Source organism: Streptomyces sp. ISL-87, assembly GCF_018614095.1.
Lineage (GTDB): Bacteria > Actinomycetota > Actinomycetes > Streptomycetales > Streptomycetaceae > Streptomyces.
Genome location: NZ_JAGGOY010000016.1, coordinates 126,942 through 152,656, shown reverse-complemented (window position 1 = coordinate 152,656; position 25,715 = coordinate 126,942). Strand labels below are relative to the sequence as shown.

The window sequence follows — 25,715 nt, the reverse complement described above, 5'->3', positions numbered from 1 at the left end:
TTTCCGGCCACGGCACTAGACCAGCCAGCCCGCGTCACGGGCGATACGGATGGCGTCGACCCGGTTGCGCGCGTTCAGCTTCGCCACGACGGTCGTCAGGTAGTTCCGTACCGTCCCGGTGGACAGGTGGAGCTCCGCGGCGATCTCGGTGGCCTCCGACCCCTGGGCGGCGAGCCGCAGCACCTCGGTCTCGCGGTCCGTCAGGGGACTCTCCAGGCCGCTCCAGGCGGCCAGGGCCAGCTTGGAGTCGATGACCCGCTGGCCGGCCACCACCCGGCGGATGGCACTGGCGAGTTCCTTCGGGGAGTCGTCCTTGAGCAGGTACCCGGAGACCTGGGCGGCCAGGGCCCGGCGCAGGGTGCCGGGGCGGCCGAGGCTGGTGAGCATCAGCGTCCGGCACTCCGGGATGTTCTCGTGGAGCTGCACGGCGGCGCTGAGTCCGTCGAGCCCGGGAAGGTCGATGTCGATGACCGCGATATCGGGCTTGACCTCAAGGGCGGCGGCGAGAATCTCGTCTCCGCGCTCCAGTTCGCAGACGACTTCGAGATCGTCCTCGAGGTTGAGCAGGGCGACGAGCGCTCCGCGCACCATGTTCATGTCTTCGGCCAGCAGAATTCTGATCACCGTTGCGAGCTCCCCCGTCCGCGCGGTCGATCTTGTGACGTTGAGCATACCAAGGGGGCTGGATTCGGCTACCAGTTGGCCGAAGTCGCATCTCCCGTCAGGATCCGGTCAGGTTCCTCTCGGTATCCCGTCAGGACGCCGTCAGGCGGGCAGCCGGGCCGGCTCGTCCTCCGGTTCGCGGGGGCCCGGAGCGCCCTGCGCGGGGACCTGGGCGACCACCCGGAAGCGGCCGGCGCCCCGGTCGACCGTGAGCACGCCGCCCACCGCCTGGAGCCGCAGCTCCAGGTTGCCCAGCCCGCTGCCGCTGTGCGGGGAGGTGTCCCGATAGCCCTCGCTCACACCGTCGTTGGTGACCGAGAGGGTCATCAGGCCGTCCTTCTCGACGGCGGTGATCTCGCAGCGGACGGCCCGGCTGTGGCGCAGCACGTTGGTGACGGCCTCCCGCAGTACGGTCGCCAGGACCGTGTCCACCGGACGGCTGACCCCGCCCAGCCGGATGTCGGTGACCGCCTCGACCTCGGCGGCGCTCAGCACCGAGCGGGCGGAGCCGATCTCCTCCTCCAGGGACATGTCCCGGTATCCGCTGGCCACCCGGCGCACATCGGCGAGCGACTGGCGGGAGATCGCCAGGACGTCCTCGATCTCCGCCCTGGCCTTGGCCGGATGGGCCGGGATCAGGCGGTGGATGAGCTCGCCCTTGAGCGTGATCGCGGACAGGCTGTAGCCGAGCAGGTCGTGCAAGTCCCGGGCGAAGCGCAGCCGTTCACGGGTCACGGCGGCCCGGGTCAGCTCGCCCCGGCTCTCGTGCAGGACCCGGACCAGCTCCGACAGCCGGCTCAGCCCGAAGGTGACGAGTCCGGTCAGCAGGGTGGTCTGGACGAGGTAGACGCTGTCGATCGCCGGCCGGCCCTCCATCACCGGGGGGACCAGCATGCTGACGCCCACCAGCCCGTACAGGGCCCAGCCCAGGCCGGCGGGCAGGAGCAGCAATAAGGATCCCGCGAGGAATCCGGCCATCGCCCCCCACTGCGTCTTCAGGGTGATGAGCGGAAGGTAGGTGAAGGCGGCCTGGACCCCGAGGGTCAGTGCCTTGCGCGCGGCGGGGGCGTGCCGCGCGCCGGGGCGGGAGTGCAGAAGCTGGAGCCCGAAGACAGCGCCCAGGGAGCCGAGGGCGACTAACAGGCCGGGGCCTTCGACCCCGGCGCTGACGATGTTGAGGGTGGTGATGCCCACGTAGCAGAGGATCGCGACGATCAGGATGACCTCGGCCATCCGCGGGGCGGGCAGATCCCGGCTGCGCCGCAGAATGCCTTCGACTCTCACCGCCTCCGCCACTTCACCCGCGGAGTTGTGGCGGTGCGTCATGTCAATCCCCCTTCGGCATCCTGGATTTCGGGCCCATCGCGAGCATAGGCGAGCGACGTGAAAGGGGGGTGAAAATTGACGGTTCACACAAACAGCGGGATGGGGTTGAGCTGGTCGTATGGCGTGGGCTCGGTCAGCCGGCCGAGGGCGACGGGGACGTCGAAAAGGCGACCCGGGGCATATCGGGCCCAGAAGTGCCGCAGACCCGGAACGATTACTTTCACAACTGGAAGATTTAAATCCGGTCGGGTCTGATCCACGACCAGCAGATCCATCCCTTTATTACTGACGAGTTCGGTAATCCTGTGAACATCGTCGCGCAGATCCCCGCCCGGGACCGCCGGCCAGTCCCGCGGGGTCCGGGGCGCCACCGTCGGATCGGCGGCCAGGTACGGCTGGTTCGCCACGGTCGCCAGGTGCCACCAGGACAGCGGCTCCGGATCGGTGATCCGGTAGCCCGAACCGTCCGGCCGTACGCCGGACACGGCAGGCAGCAGCTGCCCCATCTCGGTCAGTGCCCGGCGCAGCGCCACTCTGGGGTCGAAATGCGCCCCGAACCCGAAGATCACGTCCTGTTCGGGCTTGTCGGTACGGCGGGACAGCGCCGCCATGACCGGAATCCCCAGGTCCGAGGTGAGGTCGAGGACCCACACCTCGCGGTGCGCCCGGCGGTACCCGTCCCGGACCCGCCCGATCCACTCCTCGTCGAAGGCCGCCAGGTCCACACCCGGCTGACGGGTGCGGTTGTACCACCACAATGCGACCGCGTCCCGTTCCACCAGCTCCAGGAAGCCCTGTATCAGGGCGTCTTCCGGACTGCTGCCCGCCGCGTTGCCGTTGGAGTCGGCCCACAGGCCGTCCGCCGGCGCGCCCGGCGTTCCCGCCGGACGGGCGTCACCGCGCGCGAAGTACAGCATCGAGGTGGGCAGCAGCCGCTGGACGCCCTCGGTGAGCGACCACACCGGGGTCCAGTCGGTGGGCCGGTTCTCGTCGAACGGGGTGGACACGTAGTGGAAGCGCGAGTGCTGCGCGTTCCAGTACTCCCGCTCCGCGTACTGACGGCGGTCGTACAACTGGGAGGCGTTGGGGTGCAGGGCGACCGCTCCCAGGCCGCGCAGGGAGTCCCGTACGACGGGCTCGTCCCCGTGCCGGGTGCCGCTGTAGCGCTCCACGGCCTCGCACAGGGCGCTGGTGCGCGCCTCCTCGTCGGTGAGGCCCTTGCCGCCGTTGAGGGCGCGCAGGCCAGAGCTCAGACCGGCGTAGGTCGCCGATTCCATGGCCAGGTTGTGCCCGGATATGTAGGAGTTGACGAAATCTGGGGTCCCCGGGGTCCGGCGGATCTCCTTCACCACCCCGGTCACGGGGTCGACGAGGTGCCCGTATCTCTGGAGCATCTGAGCGGGGCTCAGGGCGCGGTCCCCGCCCCCGGCCGACACGGCCTTGGCGCGCGGTACGGGCACGAAGGGGGCGCGGCCCCGGCGGGCGACGAGCCCGGGGTCTCCGCAGCCGGCGCACTGGGGCAGCCGGCTCACGGGGTGCGAGGCGGTCCGCAGCCGGACGGTGTCCAGGGTCTGGATGTGCCCCTGCTCCGCAGTGCGCATCCCGGCCAGCCACTTCGCGCTCTCCAGGGCCGCGAGGTTCGCCGCGAGGGCGAGCCCGGCGGCCAGCCCGGCCGGGGGCCGTGGCACGGGCCCGTCCAGGCCGAGCGCGCGGCGGACCGGCAGTTCGGAGTGGCGGTGCCCGCGTACCCGTACGGCCATGCAGTGCCAGCAGGGGCCGGAGTCGGGGTGGAAGAAGGGGCCGACCCAGGGGTCCGTCCCGCACAGCTTGGCGAGCAGCCACGGGCGCCCGGCGGCGCGGTGCGCGGCGCCCACGTCGGCCAGCCCGGGCGAGAGGTAGTCGTCGCACAGGACGAGGGCGAGACCGGCGGCGAGGGGGTCCTCGGTGACCGTGACGCCGGAGGCCCGGCAGGCCTCGGCCACGGGCTCCGCGTCGACACCGGTGAGCGCCTCGACGGTGACCGCGGATCCGGCCAGCGCGGCGGCGGCCCGGCCGCCGTCCAGCCCGGCCAGGTCGAAGTACGCCTCGGCGTCGGCGTTGCCGGCCGCCGCCCCCGCCGGGGGGATGGACCGGATCAGCCCGGCGCCGGCCAGGGCCCGCAGGGCCGCCTCGACGTCGTCGGGTCCCAGGTCCGTGGAGGCCTCCCGGCGGACGGCTCCGAGCGTGCGGGTCCCGTCGAGCAGCGGTACGAGGATCTCCGCCTCGGCGCCGTGCAGGGCGGTCACCCCGCGGCGGGACACCAGGTAGGCGGCGTCGTCGGGCACGACCATCGGCCACAGGTGGGACTTGAAGCCCACCAGTACGTCGTCCTCCGCCAGCGGGGCCGTCCCCCGCTCTCTCCCGGCAGCGGTCATGCCGCGAGCCGTCCGGCGCTCGGGTCCACCGGGCCCGCGACCTGTGTCACGGCGCATACGGTGAACAGGACGGTCGTGGGGTCGGGCAGCAGTTCCAGATTCTCGATCACCAGACCCCGTCCGAGAGAACGGGCGGGGACCTGGGCGGATGCGGTGGAAAGGGTACGGGAGCCGGCCGAAGTGCAGGTCATTGCGGTGAGTTCCCTCTGGTCGTCGTCTAGCAGTTCCTGTCCGTTCGACGACGATTCTGCGAGGAATGGCTGATCCCTGACAGTGCCGCGCTCACCACCGCGAGATGAAGATTTCACATGGCCGCGGCGGCCCGGCCGGGGGCGCCCCGGGGGCGGGGCGAGCGCGGTCACGGCCGGTGCGTGGACCGGTGCGTGGACCGTTGCGTGGACCGGTGCGTGGACCGCCGTGGGATGTGGGCGGCCTTTTAAGTGAGCGCTTGATGACGATGCTGCCCCGGCTCCGGCTGATTACGCTCCCATTCGCATTCCACGCCTGCCGTCTCATATCCCCCGTGCATTCGCAGACGACATGTCTCTGCGAGGAAGAAGGCCCACGTGAACGCCACCTCCGACGCCCCTCCGTACGGCCGGATCCTGCGGCTCGAAGAGCTCCTGGAGGCCGCGTGCGTCCGCGAGGACGACGTGGAGCGGGTGCTGTTCCTCGCCACCCACCAGTCCTGCGAGATCTTCTTCGCCGTGGTGCTGCGGCACCTGGAGGCCGTACGGGAGGCCCTGGACGCCGGGGACGGGGTGCTGGCGGCCCGCCGCGCGGCCCCGCTTCCCGTCATCTTCCGCACCCTGATCGGGCAGTTCGACGGGCTGGCCACGCTCACCCCGTCGGCCTTCGAGGTCATCCGGACCGCCCTGGGCGAGGCCAGCGGGTTCCAGTCGGCGCAGTTCCGGGAGATCGAGTACCTCTGCGGGCTGCGCGACACCCGCTTCCTGAACACCGCCGGTTTCAGCCCGGCCGAGCGGGACCGGCTGCGGGCCAGGCTGGAGGAGCGGTCCGTACAGGAGGCGTACCGCGACTACGCGGCCTCCGGGCCGGACCGGGAGAGCGCCGACGCGGCGCGCCGGGTGCTGCTCGACTTCGACGAGGCCATGGCGATGTGGCGGGCCCGGCACGCGGTGCTCGCCGAGCGGTTCCTGGGCGGCAGCACCGGTACGGCCGGCTCCGACGGGGCCTCGTACCTGTGGATGGCGGCCCGCCGGCGGGTGCTGCCCGAGGTCTGGGCGGAACTGGCGTGAGCGCGGCCGGTCTCGACCTCGACTACTCCCCCAGCTCGCTCGTCCCCGACCTCGGCGACCATCTGGCCCGGTACGCGGCGGACAGCGCGCGGGCGCGGGACACCCTGCGGGTACACCGTGACCTGCCGTGCGGGCCGCTGCCGGAGCAGCGGATGGACCTGTTCCCGGCGGCCGGGCCGGGGGCGCCGCTGATGGTGTTCGTGCACGGCGGCTACTGGCAGGAGCTCAGCAAGTCCGAAGCCGCGTTCTGCGCCGCGCGGTTCGTGGCGGCCGGGGTCTCGTTCGCCGCCCTCGGGTACGGGCTGGCGCCGCGGCACCGGATGCGCGCGATCACGGCCATGGCCGCCGACTCGGTACGCCGGATCTGCGCGGGACGCGCGCAACTGCCGGGCGCCCCGGGGGCCGTGCACCTCAGCGGGCACTCCGCCGGGGCGCACCTGGTGGCCTCGGCGCTCCTCGACACGGCGGGCTGGCGGGCGGCCGGGCTGGACCCGGCGGCCGAGATCGCTTCGGCGACGCTGGTCAGCGGGGTGTACGCGCTGGAGCCGCTGACGCACACCTACGTCAACGACGCGCTCGGCATGGACGAGGCCGAGGCCCGCGAGCTCAGCCCGCTGGACCGCCTCCCGGCGGGGGCGGGGTCGCTGCCGCCGCTGGTGCTGGCCCTCGGGGAGCGGGAGACCTCGGCGTTCGGACGCCAGCAGGAGGCGTTCGCCGCGGCGGCGCGGGCCGGCGGCGCGGACGTGACGGAACTGGTGGTCCCCGGCCGGCACCACTTCGACCTGCCCTTCGACCTCGCGGATCCGTCCACCGTGCTCGGCGCGGCGGTCGCCCGCCTGGTCCGGGGGTGATCCAGGCGCTGCTGCCCGGGACGGCCGTCGGCGTGGAGGCGTACGAGGACACCCCGCGGCGGCTGCCGGCCGCGGAGGAGGCCCTGATGGCCGGCGTATCGCCGGGCCGGCGCCGGGAGTTCACCACGGTCCGGCACTGCGCGAGGCAGGCCCTGCGGAGCCTGAACGCCAGGGCCGGCGCGGTGGCGCCGCCGTACCACGCCGGAGCGCCGCTGCCCGGCGCCCGGGGCACAGTGCCGCCCCCGGCGGCGCACCAGGACGAGGTGCCGCTGCTGCCCGACCCCGACGGGGTGCCGCGCTGGCCCGGCGGGGTGGTCGGGAGCATGACGCACACCCGGGGTTACCGGGCCGCCGCCGTGGCGCGGGGGGTGGACGTGGGATGGCTCGGTATTGACGCGGAGCCGGATCGCCCGTTGCGGGAAGGGGTGTTGGAGACCATCTCCACGCTCGGCGAGCGGGGCGCGCTGCCGGGGTCCGGGGCCGGCGGGGTGTGCTGGGACCGGTTGCTGTTCTGCGCCAAGGAGGCGGCGTACAAGGCCTGGTTCCCGCACGTCCGGGTACGGCTCGGCTTCCCCGATGTGGAGGTGGCCTTCAACGGCGCCGACCGGGGGTTCACCGCCTCGGTACGCGGGGAGCGGCTGCGCGGGCGGTGGGGGGCGGAGCGCGGGCTGCTGGTCGCGGTGGTCGCCGTTCCTCCACAGGGTGTGGACCGCAGCTGTGGACCGCAGACATTAGCCAGGCGCTTAAGAGCCTGGTCCGGCCCGATCGGGCGCTCCTAGCCTGCCTAGGCGTGCCCGCACACCGGCGCATGGGCCAACCACAGGAGGAGCGATGGTCTCAGCACCCCACCCCAGCTCGATCGCCGGTGAGGTCCGGCCGGTCGCGGCCGAATCGATCGTGGAGCTGGTGCGCGAACACGCGCGTACCCGGCCGGACGCCGTGGCGGTCCGCTCCGGCCGGGAGCAGGTCACGTACCGCCGGCTGTGGCAGCGGGCCCTCGCCGTCGCCGCCGCGCTCGCCGAGGCCGGGGCCGGCCCGGGCGACCGGATCGCGCTGTGGGCCGACCGCAGCGCCGGGACGGTGGCCGGCGCCCTCGGGGCGATGGCCCTCGGCGCGGCATACGTCCCGATCGACCCCACCCACCCCGGCGAGCGCACCGCCTCCGTCCTGGCCGGGGCCACCCCTACCGCGCTGCTCCACGACGGCGCCGGCCAGGCCGGGACACTGCCCGCGCTGAGCGTGCCGGTGATCGACGTACGGGAGCTGACGGAGCGCCCCGGGCTGCCGGAGCCGGCGCTGCCGCGGGCGCTGGACATCGCGTACATCGTGTTCACCTCCGGCTCCACCGGCACCCCCAAGGGGGTCATGGTGGAGCACGGCTCGCTCGCCAACTACGTGGCCTGGTGCGGGGACCTGGTGGGCCGGGCCGGCACCGGCAGCCCACTGTTCGGAAGCCTCGGCTTCGACCTCGCGATGACCTCGCTGTGGGTGCCGCTGGCCCAGGGCGGCACGGTCAGCACGGTCGCCGGGATCTGGGACCAGGACACGCTGTTCGGGGAGCGGGCGCCCGAGGCGAAGTACACCTTCGTCAAGATGACCCCCTCGCACGCCCGGTTCTTCGACGTGCTGGCGGAGCCGCCGCGCTACGACCGGGTGACGGGGCTGCTGATGTTCGGCGGGGAGGGCCTGGACCCGGCGCTGATCGACTCGCTCGGCTCCCGCCTGGACGGGGTCCGGCTGGTCAACCACTACGGGCCGACCGAGACGACCATCGGCTGCTGCGCGTACCGCTTCGACCGCGCGAGCGTGCCGCGGCTGCCGACCGTGCCGATCGGGCGGCCCGCCTGGAACACCCGGGCGTACGTGGTGGACGAGCAGCTCCGCCCGGTCGCGCCGGGCGCCCACGGCGAGCTGGTGATCGCCGGCCGGGCGGTCGCCGCCGGGTACCTCGGGGGCGCGGGCGGGGGCAGGTTCCTCGACGAGGCGGAGCTGGGCGGCCCGGCCGGCGCACGTGCGTACCGCACCGGGGACACCGTGGAGCTGCTGCCGGAGGGCGCGCTGCTCTACCTGGGGCGCGGGGACGACCAGTTGAAGGTCAACGGGCACCGGGTGGAGCTGGGCGAGCTGCGCCATCACGTCCTGGCCGTGCCGGGGGTGGCGGACGCCGCCTTCGACATCGTGCGCGGGCCGGTGGACACGCTGGAGCTGTTCGTACGGCTCGGCGGGCAGGGGCCGCGGCCCGGCACGGCGGAATCCGGGGAGGAGTTCGCGGCGCTGGTCCGCAAGACGCTCGCCGCGGCGCTGCCCTCGGCGCTGGTGCCGGGCGCGGTGCACGTGGTGGACGAGATCACGGTGAACGCGAACGGCAAGACCGACATCGCAGCGACCCGGGCCCGGGCCGGACTGTAACGGCCCGGCAGGCGGCTTCGGAAGCGGAACCGGAATATTTCATACCCGAGGGGTTACGACGTCACGCGCAAGCGTCAGACACAGCTCAGCGGCCCGTCAGAGCGGTCCGGGATTCTCACAGGGCGGGCCTCGGCCCCCTGCCGTTCCACGGCAGGGGGCCGCGCCCGTCCCTGACGACTCGGATGACGGAGTGAGCGACGTGTCGAACCCCTTTGACAACCAGGACGGAACCTTCCTCGTGCTGGTGAACGACGAAGGCCAGCACTCCCTCTGGCCGGCCTTCGCCCAGCGCCCCGACGGCTGGACGGTGGCCCTCGCCGAGGGGCCCCGCGAAGCGGCCCTGGCCTACGTCGAGGAGCACTGGACGGACATGCGTCCGGCCTCCCTCCGCGCGGCCGCCGATGCCGGATCCGCCACCGGATCCGCCACCGAATCCGCCGCCTGATCCGGCGCCGGTCCGGGGCGGAGGAGGAACTGTGGACGTGGACATGGCCATACGCGCGGAGGGACTGCGCAAGAGCTACGACAACCACGAGGCGCTCGGCGGCGTGGACCTGGAGGTCCCGGCCGGCACCGTGCTGGGCCTGCTCGGGCCGAACGGCGCGGGCAAGACGACCACCGTGCGGATGCTCGCGACGCTGCTCGAACCGGACGGCGGCCACGCGACCGTCGCCGGGTACGACATCGTGCGGGAGGCCCGCGAGGTGCGCCGCCGGATCGGCCTCGCCGGCCAGTACGCGGCGGTGGACGAAATACTCACCGGCCGCGAGAACCTCGAACTCATCGGCACGCTGGTGCACTTGGGCCGGGCCGGTGCCCGCGCCCGCGCCCAGGAGCTGCTGGAGCGGTTCGACCTGACCGACGCGGGCGACCGTATCGCCCGCACCTACTCGGGCGGCATGCGCCGGCGTCTGGACCTGGCCGCGTGCCTGGTCGCGACCCCGTCGGTGCTGTTCCTGGACGAGCCGACCACCGGGCTGGACCCGGTGAGCCGGATGGGTCTGTGGACGGTCGTACGGGACCTGGTCGAGGACGGCGTCACCGTCCTGCTGACCACCCAGTACCTGGAGGAGGCCGACTTCCTCGCCGACCGCATCGCGGTCATCGACTCCGGCCGCGTCATCGCGGAGGGCACTCCGGACGAGCTGAAGCGCAAAGTAGGCGAGGAGCGGCTGGAGGTCTCCGTGGCCGTGCCCGGCCGGCTCCCCGACGCGGTCGCTGCGCTGCGCCGGGTCACGGCGGCGGAGCCGTCCGCGGACACCGGACGGGGGGTGGTCTCCATCCCGGTCGGCGACGGCCTGGGCACGATCGCGGCGGCCGCCGAGCAGCTGCGTCAAGAGGGTGTGGAGGTCGCCGACTTCGCCCTGCGCAGGCCCACGCTCGACGACGTCTTCGTCACTCTCACCGGCACTCCGGCCTGACCCGGCCGGCGGCCGGCCGCGCGATCCGCGCGTTTTTCGACCAAGCGGGACTACGGGGGCTTCACTGTGCAAAGAATCCATTTCACCGCTGCTGACGTCGCCCGGACCCGCCTGAAGATCACCGCGGGTCCGCTGGTCGAGTCGGCCTTCGCGTACGGACTGCTCGGGCGGGGCGTGAACGCCCCGTTCGCGCGGTGGCGCAGCCAGGTCGGGGACCGGCTGTCGCCGTGGCCCGGCCGGCTGCCCGGCGCATCGGACGGGCCGGGCGGGCCGGGCGGCCGGCCGGGTCCCGACGGCGACGCCGGCCTCGGCGCCCTGCTCCGGATCATCGAGCAGGGCGCCGCGGGCAGTGAGCTGACGCGGGTCTGGCAGGCCGCCGTGGCCCCGTACTGGGACCACCTGCTGGCCTACCTGGAGGTCGAGTGCGAGGCCCGGGGCCGGGTGCTGATGGGCGGCGGCGCCGAACTGCTGCTGGCCACCCTGCATTCGCGGATCACCTGGCGGGCACCGGTGCTGGAGATCCACGACGGGCCCGACGAGGACATCCGCCTGGAGGGGCGCGGCCTGGTGCTCGCCCCCTCGGTGTTCCTGGCCCACCGGGCCGGCCGGGTGACCCGGCGCCTGGACCGCACCGCGCCGGTGGTGCTGGCGTTCGCCGCGCCGCCGGACACGTACCAGGCGGCCGGCCTGTGGGACAAGCCGGACGGCAGCGGGCAGTCGCTGGGAGCGCTGGTCGGGCAGACCCGGGCGGCCGCCCTGCACGTGCTGCGGGCCAGCTGCACCACCACCCAGCTCGCCGACCGGCTCGGCATCTCGGCGGCCGGCGCCAGCCAGCACACCGCCGTTCTGCGCCGGACCGGGCTGATCACCACCCGGCGCGTCCGCAACACCGTGCTGCACACCCTGACCCCGCTCGGCGCGGCGCTGCTCAAGGGCATGGCCGCCCAGCCCGTGGCGGCCGCCCCGCACCGCGTCCCGGCCGCGGCCGCCGCCCTCCAGCACGCGTCCTGAGCACGAGGGCCCGTACGACCCGTACGACCCGTACCACCTGACTACCTGGCCCACGACTCAGCAGAACGACAGCCGCCCCCGGCACGGAATCCCGTGCCGGGGGCGGCTGTCCGACGTGTCCTCGCGTACTACTCCTTGATGCCCGCCAGGTCGCCGGGCCGGCTGCGCAGGACCGCGCCGGCCGAGAGCAGTGTGGTGGCCAGGGTCAGGCCGAGTGCCCCGCCGACCACCGTGACGAAGATCCACGGGGAGCCGGTCGGGAGGGCCGTGCCCAGCACGCTCATGCTGAACGGCACCAGGGTCAGCCCCGCGACCAGGACACCGAGGACGATGCCCGCCACGGAGACGAGGACCGCCTCCATGGCCATCATCTGCATCACCTGCCGGCGGGTGGCGCCGATCAGCCGCTGGAGCATGAACTCGCGCCGCCGCTCGGTGGTGGCCAGCACCTGCGTGTTGACCAGCGCGATCGTGGCGTAGCCGACGACCACGGCGAGGACCAGGTACGCCATCCACGCCTGGGTGTCGCCCTCGTCCGCCGCCACGGCGGTGAGCGCCTGCCGGTCCGTGACCCGCAGGCCGGGCTGCCGGTCGGCGAGGGTGGCCAGCGAGGCCTCCAGCGCGGTCCGGTCGGTGCCCGGGGCGGCGCTCACCATGATCTGCGGGACCAGTCCCGCGTCGGTGTGCCCGACCAGGACGGACGCCGGGACCAGGGCGGTCTCGTAGCCGCGCCGGCCGTCGACGGTGGCCACCAGTTTGAGGTCCACGCGGGTTCCGTCGCCCAGGCGCATCGGGACGGTGTCGCCGATCTTCCGGTCCCCGGCGAAACGGGCCGGCAGGGCGACGGTGTCGCCGCGCAGGCCGTCCAGATTGCCGGAGGCGGCCGTGAAGGAGGTCGTCGCGGCGATCCCCTCGGGGGTGACGCCCTGCATCGACACCTCGGTGGGCTGCGGCGCGGAGGACTCCCCGTCACCGCCGTTCAGGGCCGGGTCGATCGGTACGTCCGGCTCGATGAAGCCGAGGCTGGGGACCTGGGCGGAGGCCGCCGCGACCCCGGGCAGGGCGCGGATCGCGTCCACCGTCTCCAGCGGCATACCGCCGGAGACGGAGGTGACGACGGCGTCGGCCCGCAGGCTCTCGTCGAACGCCTGCTTGGCGCCCTTGGACTGGGTGGTCTGCATGTAGATCAGGCCGACGGCCAGACCCGTGGCGAGCATCACCGGCATCACGGCCGCCGCGAGCCGGGCCGTACGGGCCTTGGCGTTGCGGTTGGCGAGATGGCCGGAGAGGCCGGCCGCGCTCACCGGTCCGCGCAGCCCCGCCGTGATGGCACGGGCCAGCACGGGGCCGAGCAGACCGAAGCCGGTCGTCCACACCATCGCCGCCGGGGTGGCGACGCTGCCCGCGCGCGGGCCGTCCATGCCTGCCGTGCCGACGGCCAGCGCGACCCCGCCGATCAGGCAGAGCAGGCCCACGACCGACCGGAAGCCGCTGAACCACTTGCGCTGGAGCCCCGCTTCGGCGAGCGCCTCGGTGGGCCGGGTCCGGGCGGCGCTGTTGGCCGCGATGAAGGCCGCGCCGACCGCCGTGACCAGTGCGGTTCCCACGCCGACGATCAGCGGCACCGAACCGGCCCGGTAGACGATCGTGTCCGGCACCACGCCGGCGTCGGCGAACGCGCCGAGCAGCCAGCGCCCCACGCGGGGGCCGGGGATGCAGGCCAGCGCCGTGGCGATGGCCGCCAGCAGCACGGTCTCGCCGAGGATGAGGCGGCGCAGCTGGCCGGGGGTCGTGCCGATGGCCCGCAGCAGCGCCATCTCGCGCTGCCGCTGCTGGATGGACAGGCCCAGCGTGGAGGAGGCGACGAACACGGTGACCATGGCCGAGAGCCCGCCGAAGGCGGCGGCCAGCGGGATCAGGTCGGCGCCGTCGTCGATCACGCCCGGGTTCTCGGCGCGGCCGCGCTCGTCACCGGTCAGGACCGACACGGGCTGTCCCTCGACCGCCTTGCGGACGCCCTCGGCGACCTTGGCGAGGTCCGCGCCGGACGCCGGGAAGACACCGATGTTGTCCACCTTGCCGGGCAGCCCGGCGGCGGTCGCCGCCTCCAGTGCCGCGGGGTCGGAGAGGAAGACGCCGCCCGCCTCGCCGTCGCCGGCCGCCAGACCGGAGACCTCGTAGGACTTCGACGTACCGCCGGAGCGGAGCTCGACGCGGGAACCGGGCTTCAGGCCCGACTGCTGCGCGAGCCGGGTGTCGAGCACGACCTGGCCGGCGCCGGCCGGCGCGGCCCCCTCGGTGATCTTGTACGGGGTCAGCGCGGCGGAGGCCCAGCCGTGGCCGGTGACCTGCGCGGCCGGTCCCTTGCCGCCGGCCGCCGCGAGGGCGCCGGGGAACGTCACGTCGGCAGCGGTGCTCTCGACCCCCGGCACCGCGGCGATCTTCCCGGCCAGGGCCCCGTCGAGGCGGACCCGCTCGGGGAAGACCAGCTCGTGCGAGGTGCCGAGGTAGCGCTGCTCCCCGGTCACGACGACGGGGGCCGCGGCCAGCCGCTGGGGCGGGGCGGCGTTGTGCACGCCCGTCTCCAGCAGCCCGCCGCAGGCCACGACGATGGTCGCGCCGAAGAACAGCGCGATGAACGAGGCGATGAATCCGCCCTTGTGGAAGCGCAGGGTGCGCAGCGCGATCCTGATCACCGCAGCGCCCCGTGTCCTGCCGGGGCGGCCGCCGCCGGGCGGGTGCCCCAGGCGCCCAGGTGGGTCATGCGCTCGGCGACCTGGTCGGCGCTGGGCCGGTCCAGGTGGTCCACGATCCGGCCGTCGGCCAGGAACAGCACCCGGTCGGCGTGCGAGGCGGCGACCGGGTCGTGCGTGACCATCACGATGGTCTGGCCCGCCTGTTCGACGGCCTCGCGCAGCAGGGTCAGCACCTCGCGGGCGGTGTAGGTGTCCAGGGCGCCGGTCGGCTCGTCGCCGAAGATGACGGCGGGCTTGGTGATCAGCGCCCGGGCGATGGCGACGCGCTGCTGCTGGCCGCCGGAGAGCTCGCCGGGGCGCCGGTTCTCCCGGCCCCCCAGCCCGACCCGCTCCAGTACCTCGGCGACCGCGCCCTTCTTAGGGCGGCTGCCGGCGAGGCGCAGCGGCAGGGTCACGTTGTCGAGCACGGTCAGCGCGGGCAGCAGGTTGAACGCCTGGAAGATGAAGCCGATCCGCTCGCGCCGGAACTTGGTGAGCTCGCGTTCCTTCAGCTGTGCCAGGTCCACTCCGTCCAGGAGCACCGAGCCCGAGGTGGGCCGGTCCAGGCCCGCCGCACAGTGCAGGAAGGTGCTCTTGCCGGAGCCGGAGGGGCCCATCACCGCTGTGAAGGTGCCCCGTTCCAAGTCGATACTGACGTTGTCGAGAGCGGCGACCTCGTTCTTGGAGCCGCCGTAGACCTTTCGTACGGACTCCAGGCGGACGACGTGCCGACCCTGCTGGTCCGGTGTCCCTTTGGGTGTCCTCTGTGTCCTCATCAGGGCATGTTCCTTCTGCTGGGATAGCCGGACCAGATCGCCGGGCCGACTGGAATATGAGGGGCGGGTCGGGACGGTCAGGTCTGCGACCAGGAGCGGAACTGCCGCTGCCCGTACAGGAGCGGCGGACGGGCGTGCAGCCTGGTTATCCGGCGTGCTTCGCCGTAGACCGTGACGTGGTCGCCCATCGGCTGGGTGAGCACGACCTCGCAGTCGGCGACGGTGTGCGCGTCGCGTACGAGGTGGGGTCCGCCCACGCCCGGCGGCCGCTCCCACGGGACCAGCGCGAACCGGTCCGGGTTGCCCGAGGCGAACAGCTCGGCGGTCTCCCGGGCTTCGTCGTGCAGGAAGTTGAGGGTGAACGAGCCGGAGTTGAGGAGGGCCTGCAGCGTGGGGCTGCCGGCCCGGAGGTTGACCAGGAGGGTCGGCGGTGTCAGTGCGACGCTGGCCACCGAGGAGCAGGTCATGCCCCACGGCTCGCCGTCGACGTCGATGGTGGTGACGGCGCAGACGCCCGTGGGGAACTCGCTCATCAGTGAACGGAAGGCGTCGGGAGTCGCCTCCGTGGCCGTCGTCACGGCGGGCTGGGTGGTCATCGGGGGCTGCCTTCCGTCGCAAGGACGAGCTGCGGTTCCCCGGCGGGTGCGGGAGAACCGGCGGGGACGGACGCACGCCGTTCCCGGTGGTCGAGGAGATCGAGGAGGTGGAGGAACGGGCCGGTCAGGGCCGTGGTGGCCAGCGCCATCACGACGAGGGCCAGCACCAGCGGCGCCGTCAGGATCCCGGCGCTGAGCCCGGCCTGGAGCACGATCAGTTCGGTCAGGCCGCGGGTGTTCATCAGGACGGCGACCCGGCGGGCGGTGGCCGGCCGGGTCCCGCCGAGCCGGGCCCCCAGGTATCCGCCGATCCCCTTGCCGACACAGGCCAGCAGGAAGGTGGCGAGGATCAGCAGCCAGGACGCCTGCGAGAAGCTGCCGTTCAGCACGGTGACACCGGTGACCACGAAGAACGCCGGCACGAGGTAGCGGCCGGAGCGGGCGATGCCGTCCACGGCGGGCGCCCAGGGGGCGTCCTCGTCCCGCGGGATCGCGAAGCCCACCAGCGCGGCCCCGACGATGGCGGTCATGCCCATCTTCTCCATGGCGATCGCCACCGCGAGGGTGGCCACCGCCAGCACCACGGCGACCGTGCGCGGGGTCTTCCCGTACGCCGTGCGGGCGAGGCCGGTACGCAGCGCGAACCAGATGGCCAGCGCGCAGCCGGCGCCGATCAGCAGTGCGAGCGCCGAGTGCAGGAAGCCCCCGAGGCTGCCTTCGCCGAGGCTGATGGCGAGCATGCACAGCAGCCAGCCGACGGCGTCCACGGTGATGGCGGCGCCGAGCGCGACCCGGCCCGCCGAGGACTCGCTCATGCCCCGGTCGGTGAGGATCCGCGCCATCACCGGCACGGCGGTGATCGACATGGCGACGGCGACCATGAGGACGAACGAGGCCGTCGGCGCGTCACCGCGGGCCGCGGTGTCGTCGGTGACCAGGACCAGCCCGGCCAGCAGCAGGCCGGACAGCAGCGGCGGGACCAGCGAGCCGGCCGCCACCCAGGCGGTGGTGCGGCGCGGCGGGGCCGCCGGGCCGGCGTGGAGCTTGTGCGCCAGGCCGACCAGGAACAGTGCGAGGGCCGCCTTCGAGATGAGCTTGAGGGTGTCGAGGACCGGGCCCGGGAGCACGGCGTCGAACGCGCCCTGTCCCAGCAGGTGCAGGGCCACCGGGCCGGCCAGCAGGCCCGCCGTGATCTCGCCGATCACCTCGGGCTGGCGCAGCAGGCGGGCGGCCGCCCGGCCCGCCCACGCCAGCAGCAGGATCACGGCGAGGATCCCCAGGACATGGGCGGTACGGGTCAGGAGGTCGATTGCTTCCATGGCTTCAGGGCCCTTTCCGACCGGTCGGCCGAGCTCAGTCGCGCATCTGGGCGAAGTAGTCGTACGCCTTCGGCAGGGTCGCGGTGAGGTGGCGGGTCTTCTCGCGGATCGCCTCGAACTCCCGCTCCGCGGCCGACGGGTCGGAGAGGGCCAGGGCCGGGGACGGCTTCAGCTCGATGCCGCCCATGCCGAGGAGGATGCACATGTAGGAGTACGGCGGCAGGCCGTGGTAATAGGGGAAGACCGTCTCGGAGTCCGGGACCTGGGTCTTCCACTTCTCGATGCGCGCGGCCAGCGACTCGGGGATCGCGCGGGTCTTCGCGTCGCGCCAGTACTGGGTGTCGTTGCGCTTGGCCGCCACGTAGTGCAGGACGAGGAACTCGCGCACACCGTCCATGACATGGGCGATGGAGTCGTTGTAGAGCTCGCGGTGGACGGGGTTCCAGTCATCGCCCGGGAAGTTCTTGGCGAGCTGCTCGATCGCGTGGTGGATGAAGAAGATGCCGGTGGACTCCAGGGGCTCGACGAACCCGCTGGACAGGCCGATGCCGACGCAGTTCTTGACCCAGGAGTTCTCGCTGCGGCCGATCCGCATGTTGATGTGGTTGGCCGGGACGTCCGCGGCGGCCGGGCCGACGAACTCGCGCAGGGTGCGCTCGGCCTCCTCCGGGGAGATGTAGTCCTTGGCGTAGACGTAGCCGGTGCCGACGCGGCCCATCAGCGGGATCGTCCATATCCAGCCGGCGTCCTGGGCGGTGGCGGTGGTGCAGGGCAGGATGCCGCGGCGTTCCATGTCCATGGGGACCTGGAGGGCGACGGCGCTGTCGTTGGGCAGCGTGTCCTTGTACGAGATGAAGGGGGTTTCCAGGGCCTTGTTGAGGAGCAGGCCGCGGAAGCCGGTGCAGTCGATGTACAGGTCGCCGGTGATGTCGCCGTGCTCGGCGGTGTTGACGCCGGCGATCCAGCCGCGCTCGTCGAGCTTGACCTCGTTGACGTGGTCGACGATGTGCTTGACGCCGCGTTCCACCGAGTACTTCGTGAGGTACTTGGCCAGCAGGGCGGCCTCGAACTGGTAGGCGTACGGGAACTGCGTCTTGCCCTGGTGCTCGACCATCGTCAGGCCGGCCATCTCGTCCCCGCCCTCGACGAACGGCGAGTCGATGAGCGTGCCGTCGGCCTGGCGGGGGCTGAGGCCCTCGTCGATGACCGAGGCCATGACGAAGCAGTCCTTGTCGAAGCGGTCGGTCGGGCCGTTGTGCAGCCACCAGTCCGTGAGCGGGAAGCCGTTGACCGACCGCATCTGCTCGAACGGGTGGTAGAAGTAGTGGCCCTTCTCGCGCCAGTTCTCGAACCTGACGGCGAGTTTGTACGTGGCGTTGCACGCGGGCATCCAGTCCTTCTCCTTGAGCCCGAGGAACTCGAAGAAGTGGCGGATGTCGCTGAAGGTCGCCTCGCCGACGCCGACGGCGCCGACGTGGCCGGACTCGACCAACGTGATGTCTATGCGGTCCCCGAACGCGGCCTTGAAGTACGAGGCCGTCATCCAACCCGCGGTACCGCCGCCCACAATCACGATCTTGTTGAGCATCTGGTGACTCCCATTCGCTGCCTGTTCGTGGATGACCCGGAGCCTAGGAACGGGGCGCGCGCCGAGACAGGCTTTTAAGCGCTCGGCTAATGTCCCAGGCGGGGCGCGAATTCCGGACAGATTTTCGCCCGTCAGCCCGGTGTCAGGGGAGGTCGGCAGTATGCAGTCCGGGTGCCGCCGCGACAAGAGCCCCGCCCCGGCCATACCACGTGGCCGGATTTCGGCGGCGCGGATGGTATTTCCCCCGATCGGTTGACCCAGGACAGCATGGGGGCCTGCCGACAACAACGGGGGTTACAGAAGTGGAAATCAACGTACTCGGTTCCGTCTCTCTTTCCTGGGGAGACCGTACGTACGCCATGGCCTCGAAGCGTGTGACGTCGCTCCTGACGTTTCTGGCCCTTTCGCCGCGCCGTACGGTGTCCGCCGACCAGATCGAGGACGAGCTCTGGGGGCACCAGCGGATGACCAACGCCCGCAACGCCCTCCAGGCCAACGTGGTCCGGCTGCGCAAGTACCTGGAGTCCCTCACGGGGGTGAAGGGGACCGAGCTGATCCGGACCGTCGGCAGCGGATACCTCCTGGACCTGTCGCCGGAACGGGTCGACGCCCACCGCTTCCTGCGGCAGGCGGAGGCCGGCGCCGCCCTGGTCCACCACGACCCGGCGCGGGCCATCACCGAGCTGGAACAGGCCCTCTTCCTGTGGCGCGGGCCGGCCCTGATGGACGCCGTGGACGGGGTACGGATCCGGCAGGCCGCCGCCCACCTGGAGGAACGCCGGATCACCGCCTACGAGGACCTGATCACCGCGATGCTCGCCGTCGAGGCCCACCGGATCCCGGTGCCGGAGCTGCGCCAGATCGCCAGCGACCACCCCGAGCGGGAGCGGCTGAGCGAACTGCTGATGGTCACCCTGTACCGCGCGGGCCGGCAGGCCGAGGCGCTGGAGGTGTTCCACGGCGCACGCCGCCGGCTCGCCGGGGACCTGGGGCTGGAGCCCGGACGCGCCCTGAACCGGGCGTACCAGGCGATCCTCGAACAGGACGACGCCCTCGGGGAGCCGCGCCAGGCGCTGGCTTACGCGGGGCCGCGGGGCTGACCGGATCACCGCTGAACGGGTCCCCGCTGAAGAGCCGCTGAATCACCTCTGAATTACCGCTGAATCCGTGCTGAGTTCTCGCTGAATTACCGCTGAGCCGTCACTGAGTTTCCGCTGACCTTTCAAAGGTCTCCCGCTGTCGTCCCGCAGGCCGGGCTTGCCCTCAAGCGGAATGGCTATACGGTGAAAGGACGGGTTCCGTCCACCCTCCCTGTTCCCCTGCAGGGAGGGTGGACGGAATTCTCCATTTCCGGGAACCGCGACGGGGGCAGGGCCATGGAACTCGAATTGCGTCACGCTCGCATTGTCGTCACGATCAGCACCACCGGGAGCATTTCCGCCGGCGCCCAGGAACTGGGCCTCCCACAGCCGAGCCTCACCGCACAACTGCGCCGCATCGAAAGAGCCGTCGGAGGCGACCTGTTCGTCCGCTCCCGCTCGGGGGTGACCCCGACCGAACTCGGCGCCCGGCTCGTTCCGCGGCTGGCCGACCTGGTCCGGCGGGCCGACGAAGTGATGGCCGAGGCACAGGCCGCCGCGGGCGGTCCGCTCCAGCTGGGGAACACCGAGTGGACCCCGCCGACGCTGCGCGACGCGCTCCAGGCCGCGCTGCCGGGCACCCCCGTACAGACCCGCACGCTGCCCCCGCAGGCGGCCGTCGAGGCGGTGCAGCGCGGGTCCCTGACCGCCGCCCTGGTACCCCGCGTCCCCGGGCCGGGCGGCCCCGGCAGCGGTGAGTCCGACACCGGCGAACCCGCCCTGGGCCGCGCCCTGGTGGTGCGGGAACCGGTGTGGCTGGCCGTCCCCCGCGGCCACCGGCTCGCCGGCCGCGAGCTGCTGCGCGCCGACGAGCTGGCCGAGGTCACCGAGGACCACGGGCTGCCCTGGGTGCGCTCCTCGGGGGACCACTGGTTCCACTCCGTGGAGCGGCGCGTCCTTGGCGCCGCCGCCCCCGCGCGGGTCCTGCACCAGGTCAACAGCCACCAGGAGGCCATGAACTGGGTGCGGGACACGGGGGTGGCGGCGCTCACCACACCGTCCGGGGCCGTGCCGGAGGTCACCCTGGTGCCGGTGGCCGGAACCCAGCGGGTCGAGATGGTGCTGCTGTGGCGTGGCAGCGCCGTCTCCCGCGAGACCCTGCACACCCTGGTCGACACCGTCCGCGCCTACTACTGCGGATACGCCCGCTCGCGGCCCGGCTACTGGGCCTGGATGCAGCGGCACCCCGACGAATTCCGCGAGCTCCACCGGTACCTCCCGGAGCCGGTCGGCGCCTGACCGGTCACCCCGCCGCAGCGCCGCGCCGCTGGTCAGGCCAGGTGTGCGTACCCGAACGGCCGGGCCTCAGCGGGGTTTCAGCACACGGTCAGAACATCGTCAGAACGTCGTCAGAACGTCGTCAGAGGGCCGTCAGAGCGGTCGGCCAGCATCTGCGGCATGACCACAGCAGCGAACCACCTCGACCTCGAAGCCCGCGACCAGATCAAGGAGATCATCTGCGACATCCTGGAGATCGAGCCCGACGAGATGACCGAAACCAGCCGCTTCAAGGAGGACCACGAGGCGGACTCCATGGGCGCCATCGAGATCCTCTCCCAGCTGGAGCGCATCTTCGGCACCGACATCGACCAGGCCGAGCTCTCCCGGATGGTCAACCTGGCCGCCGTCGTCACGGTCGTCGAGGAGTCCATAGCCGCGCAGTCCGCAGCGGCCAAGTAGCCCACGGCGCACAGCGACTACGACGGGAGCGCAGGGTGTACGACGATGAGCGGGCGCCGCGCCGCGTGGTGATCACCGGCCTCGGCACGGTCACCAGCATCGGCCTCGGTGTCACGGCCTTCCTGGACGGACTGAAGTCCGGACGCAGCGGGGTCAAGCCGATCACGGCATTCGACACGACGGGCTTCGCGCACGCCAACGGCTGCGAGGTCGACGACTTCGAGCCCGCGGACTGGATTCAGCGGGCCGACCCGGCGGAACTGGGCCGGGCCACCCAGTTCTCGATCGCGGCGGCCAAGATGGCCGTCGAGGACGCCGGTCTGTCCCCGGAGGAGCTCCGGGAGCGGAAGGTCCTGGTCTCGGTCGGCACCACCGACGCCGAGTCCCGCGACCTCGACCTGCTCGTCGGACAGCAGCTGGAGAACGGCCCGGAACACCTGGACCACGGCGTCGTCCGCCGGGCCCAGGCCGGGCGGCTCTCCAGCGGCATCGTCCGCGAACTCGGCCTCGTGGACGTGGAGGCCCTCACCATCCCGACCGCCTGTGCGGCCGGCAACTACGCCATCGGCAGCGGCTTCGACGCCATCCGCGACGGCGACGTCGAAGCCGCGCTGTGCGGCGGGGCCGACGCCGTCTGCCGCAAGACCTTCACCGGTTTCTACCGGCTCGGCACCATCGCCCCCGAGGTCTGCCAGCCCTTCGACAAGGACCGCAAGGGCATCCTCACCGGCGAGGGCGCGGGCATCCTGCTGATGGAGAGCCTGGAGTCGGCCACGGCGCGCGGCGCGCGGATCTACGCCGAGGTCCTCGGCTACGGCCTCAACTGCGACGCCCACCACCCGGTCGCCCCCGACGCGGACAGCCTGGCCCGGTGCATGGAGGTCGCCCACCGCAACGCCGGGGTGAAGGCCGAGGACATCGACTTCATCTCCGCGCACGGCACCGGCACCCATGCCAACGACGTGACGGAGGCCGGGGCGATCCGCCAGGTCTTCGACAGCCCGCCGCCCACCATCTCCATCAAGTCCATGATCGGCCACTCCATGGGCGCGGCGAGCGCGCTCGGCTCGGCCGCCTGCGCGCTGGCCCTCACCGAGGGCTTCATCCCGCCCACCATCAACCACCGCGAGACCGACCCCGAGGTCGGCCTGGACTGCGTGCCCAACGAGGCCCGCCCCGCCCGGCTGAACGTCGTACAGAACAACGCGCTGGCCTTCGCGGGCAACAACGCCGTGCTGATCCTCGGCCGGTACGAGGAGGCCGTCTGATGTCCCCGACCCCTCTGGTCATCTCCGGCTGGTCGGCCGTCTCGCCGTTCGGGGTCGGCAGCGACTCCTTCCGCACCGGGATCGCCGCCGGCCGCACCACGGTCGCCACCATGGACCCCGAGGCCTTCCCCGGGCCGTTCGCGGAAGGCGCCGTGGTCCCCGACTTCAGCGCCGCCAAGTACGTCGGCAAGAAGGGGACCCGGACCATGGACCGGGTCACCGCCCTCGCGGTCACCGCGGTCGGCGGTCTCGTCGAGGTCTTCCGGGAGGAGCTCACCGCCCGGCCCGAGCAGACCGGCCTGGTCCTCGGAACCGGTTCCGGCAGCGTGCAGAGCATCATGGACTTCACCCGGGACGCGCTGGCCGGCGAGCGGCCGTACCACGTGGACCCGGCCCGCTTCCCGAACACCGTGATGAACCGGGCCGCGGGGCAGAGCGCCATCTGGCACGGCATCAAGGGCCCCAACACCACGGTCGCGGGCGGCTCCCTGACCGGACTTCTCGCCATCGGGTACGCCCTTCGCCTGCACCGCGGGGGCCACTGCTCCCGGGTGCTGGTGGGCGCGGCCGAGGAGTACTCCGCCCAGCGCGCCTGGCTGGAGTGGCACGGCCGCACCGACGAGGAGCGGGACACCCCGCTCGGCGAGGGCAGCGCGGTGTTCCTGCTGGAGACGGCGCAGGACGCGGCGGCGGCGGGCCGGGACCCACTGGCCCGTATCGGCGCGACCGCCTTCCGCGCCTTCCACGAACCGGAGGGGGCCCGCGAGGCGCTCGCCGTGTGCGTGCGGGGGGCCCTGGAGCGGTCCGGGGTCGCGGCGGCGGACGTCCGCCTGGTGGCCCCGCTGGGGGCCGGCGGCCCGCTCGTCGCCCAGGAGGAGGCGGCCATCACCGACGCCCTCGGCGTTGCCGCCACCCCCGACTGGATCCGGATCCGCCCCCTGATCGGCGACACCTCGGCGGCCTCGGCCGCCCTCCAACTGGCGGGCGTCCTCGCCGCCGCCGACGCCCACGGGCTGGCGCCCGGCGAGGCCGCCCTGGTCACCGCCATCGAACGCGACGGCCTGGTCGGCTGCGCGATCCTGACCGGCGACTAACCCCGCCCGGGCCACCCCGGCCCCCACCCCGGCCCCCACCCGGGCCACCCCACCCGGGCCGGCCCGGCCCCACCCGGGCCACCCCCGCCCGGTCCCCACCCGGGCCAACCCGGTCCCCACCCGGGCCAACCCGGTCCCCACCCGGGTCAACCCGGCTCGGCCCAGGTCAGCCCGGCGGTTGGTCGGGGGACATCCCCCCGGCCCCGGCCAGCCGCCGGGCTTCTCCACCATCCCCCGCCCGCAGGCGACCATCCGGCCGGGACGGTCCAATCCAGCCCCGCCGGCGTTTGAGGCGCAGGGCCTGGGGCGGCGCCCCAGAAAACCCGGCTCCGCCGGGCACCGGGCTCCGCCCGGACCCGCGCCTCAAACGCCGGCGAGGCTGGAGTTGCCGGACCCGCGCCTCAAACGCCGGCGGGGCTGGAGTTGGCCAGGCTTGGACGAACCGGCAAGGCCGAGATTGGCCCGGCCGCGACGAATCCGCGAAGCCGGAATGGACCGGCGGGGCCGGACTTGGCCCGGTCAGGACGGACCGGCGGGCCGGGAGGCAGACCCCGTAAACGAACTCCCGAGGAGAACACGTACATGTCCGTAAACGAACGCCGCGTCGCCCTCGTGACCGGAGGTTCCCGGGGTATCGGGCGCCACGTGGTGGCCCGTCTCGCGGAGGACGGCTATGACGTCGCCTTCTGCTACCAGTCCGACAAGGAGGCCGCCGACACCGTCGCGGCCCTCGCCGCCGACGCCGGTGCGCGGGTCTACACCGCGCGCGCCGACGTCCGCGACCACGGCGCCGTCAAGGACTTCGTGCGCGCGGCCGAGAAGGAGCTCGGCCCCCTGCACACCGTGGTGTCCTGCGCCGGCATCGTCCGCGACAACCCCCTGGTCATGCTGTCCCCCGACGACTGGGACGCGGTCCTGCGCGTCAACCTGGACGGCACCTACAACCTCTGCAAGGCCGCCGTCTTCGCCATGATGAAGCGCCGCGCCGGCTCCGTGATCACCCTGTCGTCGGTGGCCGGGGTGTACGGCAACGCCACGCAGACCAACTACTCGGCGACCAAGGCCGGGATCATCGGCTTCACCAAGGCCCTCGCCAAGGAGAGCGGCCGCTACGGCATCCGCGCCAACGCCGTCGCCCCCGGCTTCATCGAGACCGACATGCTCTCCGGGCTCTCCGACGAGCACGTCAAGAAGATGACCGAGCGGATCCCGCTCGGCCGGTTCGGCCGGCCCGAGGAGGTCGCCGACCTGGTCTCCTTCCTCGCCTCCGACCGCGCCTCGTACATCACCGGACAGGTCTTCGGGGTCGACGGCGGCCTCGTCGTCTGAGCCAACCCGCCACAACGACCGAAGGGTTCACCATGGCCAAGAACAAGACGCCCCGGTTCTACTTCTCGCTGCGCAGCCCGTACTCGTGGCTCGCCTACCGCGAGATCACCACCTTCCACCCCGACCTCGCCGAGCGCCTGGAGTGGGTGCCCTTCTTCGAGCCCGACCCGCTGAGCGCCCGGCTGCTGGCCGAACAGGGCGGCCGCTTCCCGTACTCGGAGATGTCCCGCGAGAAGAACCGGTACGTCCTCCAGGACGTCGGCCGGCTCACCAAGGCCCGCGGCCTGAAGGTCACCTGGCCCGTGGACCGCGATCCGGTGTGGGAGGTCCCGCACCTGGCCTACCTGGTCGCCGAGCGGCACGGCCGCGGCCACGCCTTCATCGACGCCGTGTACCAGGCGCGGTTCGGCCGCGGCCGCGACATCTGCGACCCGGCCACCATCGAGGACATCGCCTTCGAGATCGGCCTCGACCCGCGCGAGCTGGCCCGCGCCAGCGACGTGCCCGAGCTGCGCGCCGAGGGCATCAAGATCCTGCTCGACGTGTGCCGCGACGGGGTCTTCGGGGTGCCGTTCTTCGTGCACGGATACAGCCGGTTCTGGGGCATCGACCGGCTCGACGAGTTCGTCGCCCACCTGCGCGACCAGGAGGTGCCGGCCGGATTCGTGCCCGAACCGCTGGCCGCCGTCGGGATGGGCCGGGCGACCGACGACGCCCACGCGGGCGGCTGCGGCTGAGCCGTCAGCGCGCAGTCAGCCGACGCTCAGACCACCGTCAGCGGGCGCGGCGACGATCTGTCTCATCGACGGATCTGACATTCGGAAACCTTCGCTAGGG

23 protein-coding genes are annotated in these 25,715 nt (G+C 72.7%); 14 read left to right on the top strand and 9 right to left on the bottom strand.

What is annotated here, in order from left to right; translation table 11 throughout:
- Positions 1-15 precede the first annotated feature (15 nt).
- The 4 genes from J7I97_RS05930 to J7I97_RS05915 form a co-directional block, all read right to left on the bottom strand.
- A complete protein-coding gene (locus J7I97_RS05930; protein ID WP_308363501.1) occupies positions 16-624 on the bottom strand; it encodes a response regulator transcription factor in 609 nt (202 codons plus the stop codon).
- Positions 625-765: 141 nt separating this feature from the next.
- A complete protein-coding gene (locus J7I97_RS05925; protein ID WP_251049500.1) occupies positions 766-1,989 on the bottom strand; it encodes a sensor histidine kinase in 1,224 nt (407 codons plus the stop codon).
- An 83-nt stretch (positions 1,990-2,072) separates the two neighbouring features.
- The gene (locus J7I97_RS05920; RefSeq protein WP_214931329.1) at positions 2,073-4,403 is read right to left on the bottom strand and encodes a TOMM precursor leader peptide-binding protein; all 2,331 of its coding nucleotides are present in this window, start codon (positions 4,401-4,403) and stop codon (positions 2,073-2,075) included.
- Positions 4,400-4,594 carry a hypothetical protein gene (locus J7I97_RS05915; protein WP_214931527.1) on the bottom strand — a complete coding sequence of 65 codons (195 nt, stop codon included), beginning with the start codon at positions 4,592-4,594 and terminating at the stop codon, positions 4,400-4,402. The genes J7I97_RS05920 and J7I97_RS05915 overlap by 4 nt, the downstream gene beginning before the upstream one ends.
- A 375-nt stretch (positions 4,595-4,969) precedes the next feature.
- On the opposite strand from J7I97_RS05915, the gene J7I97_RS05910 reads away from it, so the two are divergent.
- From J7I97_RS05910 to J7I97_RS39475, 7 genes are all read left to right on the top strand, one after another.
- A complete protein-coding gene (locus J7I97_RS05910) occupies positions 4,970-5,662 on the top strand; it encodes a tryptophan 2,3-dioxygenase family protein (protein WP_214931328.1) in 693 nt (230 codons plus the stop codon).
- Positions 5,659-6,513, top strand: coding sequence for an alpha/beta hydrolase (locus J7I97_RS05905; RefSeq protein ID WP_308369283.1), 855 nt, complete (start codon positions 5,659-5,661; stop codon positions 6,511-6,513). Before J7I97_RS05910 ends, J7I97_RS05905 begins: the two co-directional genes overlap by 4 nt.
- Positions 6,510-7,292 carry a 4'-phosphopantetheinyl transferase superfamily protein gene (locus J7I97_RS05900; protein WP_308369284.1) on the top strand — a complete coding sequence of 261 codons (783 nt, stop codon included), beginning with the start codon at positions 6,510-6,512 and terminating at the stop codon, positions 7,290-7,292. The genes J7I97_RS05905 and J7I97_RS05900 overlap by 4 nt, the downstream gene beginning before the upstream one ends.
- Positions 7,293-7,344: 52 nt before the next feature.
- A complete protein-coding gene (locus tag J7I97_RS05895) occupies positions 7,345-8,922 on the top strand; it encodes an amino acid adenylation domain-containing protein (RefSeq protein WP_214931327.1) in 1,578 nt (525 codons plus the stop codon).
- A 199-nt stretch (positions 8,923-9,121) separates the two neighbouring features.
- Positions 9,122-9,367, top strand: coding sequence for an MbtH family protein (locus J7I97_RS05890; protein ID WP_214931326.1), 246 nt, complete (start codon positions 9,122-9,124; stop codon positions 9,365-9,367).
- 37 nt (positions 9,368-9,404) lie between these two features.
- Entirely contained in the window at positions 9,405-10,343 is a 939-nt protein-coding gene (locus J7I97_RS05885) for an ATP-binding cassette domain-containing protein (RefSeq protein WP_308369285.1), read from the top strand.
- A gap of 66 nt (positions 10,344-10,409) precedes the next feature.
- Positions 10,410-11,354 carry a helix-turn-helix transcriptional regulator gene (locus J7I97_RS39475; protein WP_214931324.1) on the top strand — a complete coding sequence of 315 codons (945 nt, stop codon included), beginning with the start codon at positions 10,410-10,412 and terminating at the stop codon, positions 11,352-11,354.
- 128 nt (positions 11,355-11,482) lie between these two features.
- Here J7I97_RS39475 and J7I97_RS05875 read toward each other — a convergent pair whose 3' ends face one another.
- The 5 genes from J7I97_RS05875 to J7I97_RS05855 all read right to left on the bottom strand — a co-directional run bounded on the left by J7I97_RS05875 (position 11,483) and on the right by J7I97_RS05855 (position 18,368).
- Entirely contained in the window at positions 11,483-14,050 is a 2,568-nt protein-coding gene (locus tag J7I97_RS05875; protein WP_214931323.1) for an FtsX-like permease family protein, read from the bottom strand.
- Positions 14,047-14,865, bottom strand: a complete 819-nt coding sequence (locus tag J7I97_RS05870; RefSeq protein WP_214931322.1) for an ABC transporter ATP-binding protein — start codon at positions 14,863-14,865, stop codon at positions 14,047-14,049. The genes J7I97_RS05875 and J7I97_RS05870 overlap by 4 nt, the downstream gene beginning before the upstream one ends.
- Positions 14,866-14,942: 77 nt before the next feature.
- On the bottom strand, positions 14,943-15,461 hold the full coding sequence (locus J7I97_RS05865) for a flavin reductase family protein (protein ID WP_214931321.1): 519 nt from the start codon (positions 15,459-15,461) through the stop codon (positions 14,943-14,945).
- The gene (locus J7I97_RS05860; RefSeq protein WP_214931320.1) at positions 15,458-16,780 is read right to left on the bottom strand and encodes a cation:proton antiporter; all 1,323 of its coding nucleotides are present in this window, start codon (positions 16,778-16,780) and stop codon (positions 15,458-15,460) included. The genes J7I97_RS05865 and J7I97_RS05860 overlap by 4 nt, the downstream gene beginning before the upstream one ends.
- Positions 16,781-16,814: 34 nt before the next feature.
- Positions 16,815-18,368 (bottom strand): tryptophan halogenase family protein, encoded by a 1,554-nt coding sequence (locus J7I97_RS05855; protein WP_214931319.1) that lies wholly within the window; start codon positions 18,366-18,368, stop codon positions 16,815-16,817.
- A gap of 359 nt (positions 18,369-18,727) precedes the next feature.
- Here J7I97_RS05855 and J7I97_RS05850 point away from each other — a divergent pair, with 359 nt between their 5' ends.
- The 7 genes from J7I97_RS05850 to J7I97_RS05820 all read left to right on the top strand — a co-directional run bounded on the left by J7I97_RS05850 (position 18,728) and on the right by J7I97_RS05820 (position 25,615).
- Positions 18,728-19,468: an AfsR/SARP family transcriptional regulator gene (locus J7I97_RS05850; protein ID WP_214931318.1), complete on the top strand. Its 741-nt coding sequence runs from the start codon at positions 18,728-18,730 to the stop codon at positions 19,466-19,468.
- A gap of 276 nt (positions 19,469-19,744) precedes the next feature.
- Entirely contained in the window at positions 19,745-20,746 is a 1,002-nt protein-coding gene (locus J7I97_RS05845; RefSeq protein ID WP_214931317.1) for a LysR family transcriptional regulator, read from the top strand.
- A gap of 159 nt (positions 20,747-20,905) precedes the next feature.
- A complete protein-coding gene (locus J7I97_RS05840) occupies positions 20,906-21,187 on the top strand; it encodes an acyl carrier protein (protein WP_214931316.1) in 282 nt (93 codons plus the stop codon).
- 35 nt (positions 21,188-21,222) lie between these two features.
- On the top strand, positions 21,223-22,455 hold the full coding sequence (locus J7I97_RS05835) for a beta-ketoacyl synthase (protein WP_214931315.1): 1,233 nt from the start codon (positions 21,223-21,225) through the stop codon (positions 22,453-22,455).
- On the top strand, positions 22,455-23,549 hold the full coding sequence (locus J7I97_RS05830) for a beta-ketoacyl synthase N-terminal-like domain-containing protein (RefSeq protein WP_214931314.1): 1,095 nt from the start codon (positions 22,455-22,457) through the stop codon (positions 23,547-23,549). The genes J7I97_RS05835 and J7I97_RS05830 overlap by 1 nt, the downstream gene beginning before the upstream one ends.
- Positions 23,550-24,131: 582 nt before the next feature.
- The gene (gene fabG / locus J7I97_RS05825) at positions 24,132-24,878 is read left to right on the top strand and encodes a 3-oxoacyl-[acyl-carrier-protein] reductase (protein ID WP_214931313.1); all 747 of its coding nucleotides are present in this window, start codon (positions 24,132-24,134) and stop codon (positions 24,876-24,878) included.
- A 32-nt stretch (positions 24,879-24,910) separates the two neighbouring features.
- Complete coding sequence (locus J7I97_RS05820; protein ID WP_214931312.1) at positions 24,911-25,615, top strand: 2-hydroxychromene-2-carboxylate isomerase; 705 nt, start codon at positions 24,911-24,913, stop codon at positions 25,613-25,615.
- Positions 25,616-25,715: the final 100 nt, after the last annotated feature.

Bases quoted from the DNA above. Each gene is read 5' to 3' on its own strand.
- fabG (WP_214931313.1), top strand. From the start codon at position 24,132: ATGTCCGTAAACGAACGCCGCGTCGCCCTCGTGACCGGAGGTTCCCGG.
- J7I97_RS05820 (WP_214931312.1), top strand. From the start codon at position 24,911: ATGGCCAAGAACAAGACGCCCCGGTTCTACTTCTCGCTGCGCAGCCCG.
- J7I97_RS05855 (WP_214931319.1), bottom strand. From the start codon at position 18,368: ATGCTCAACAAGATCGTGATTGTGGGCGGCGGTACCGCGGGTTGGATG.
- J7I97_RS05830 (WP_214931314.1), top strand. From the start codon at position 22,455: ATGTCCCCGACCCCTCTGGTCATCTCCGGCTGGTCGGCCGTCTCGCCG.
- J7I97_RS05870 (WP_214931322.1), bottom strand. From the start codon at position 14,865: ATGAGGACACAGAGGACACCCAAAGGGACACCGGACCAGCAGGGTCGG.
- J7I97_RS05845 (WP_214931317.1), top strand. From the start codon at position 19,745: ATGGAACTCGAATTGCGTCACGCTCGCATTGTCGTCACGATCAGCACC.
- J7I97_RS05925 (WP_251049500.1), bottom strand. From the start codon at position 1,989: ATGACGCACCGCCACAACTCCGCGGGTGAAGTGGCGGAGGCGGTGAGA.
- J7I97_RS05860 (WP_214931320.1), bottom strand. From the start codon at position 16,780: ATGGAAGCAATCGACCTCCTGACCCGTACCGCCCATGTCCTGGGGATC.
- J7I97_RS05850 (WP_214931318.1), top strand. From the start codon at position 18,728: ATGGCCTCGAAGCGTGTGACGTCGCTCCTGACGTTTCTGGCCCTTTCG.
- J7I97_RS05840 (WP_214931316.1), top strand. From the start codon at position 20,906: ATGACCACAGCAGCGAACCACCTCGACCTCGAAGCCCGCGACCAGATC.
- J7I97_RS05895 (WP_214931327.1), top strand. From the start codon at position 7,345: ATGGTCTCAGCACCCCACCCCAGCTCGATCGCCGGTGAGGTCCGGCCG.
- J7I97_RS05920 (WP_214931329.1), bottom strand. From the start codon at position 4,403: ATGACCGCTGCCGGGAGAGAGCGGGGGACGGCCCCGCTGGCGGAGGAC.
- J7I97_RS05915 (WP_214931527.1), bottom strand. From the start codon at position 4,594: ATGACCTGCACTTCGGCCGGCTCCCGTACCCTTTCCACCGCATCCGCC.
- J7I97_RS05865 (WP_214931321.1), bottom strand. From the start codon at position 15,461: ATGACCACCCAGCCCGCCGTGACGACGGCCACGGAGGCGACTCCCGAC.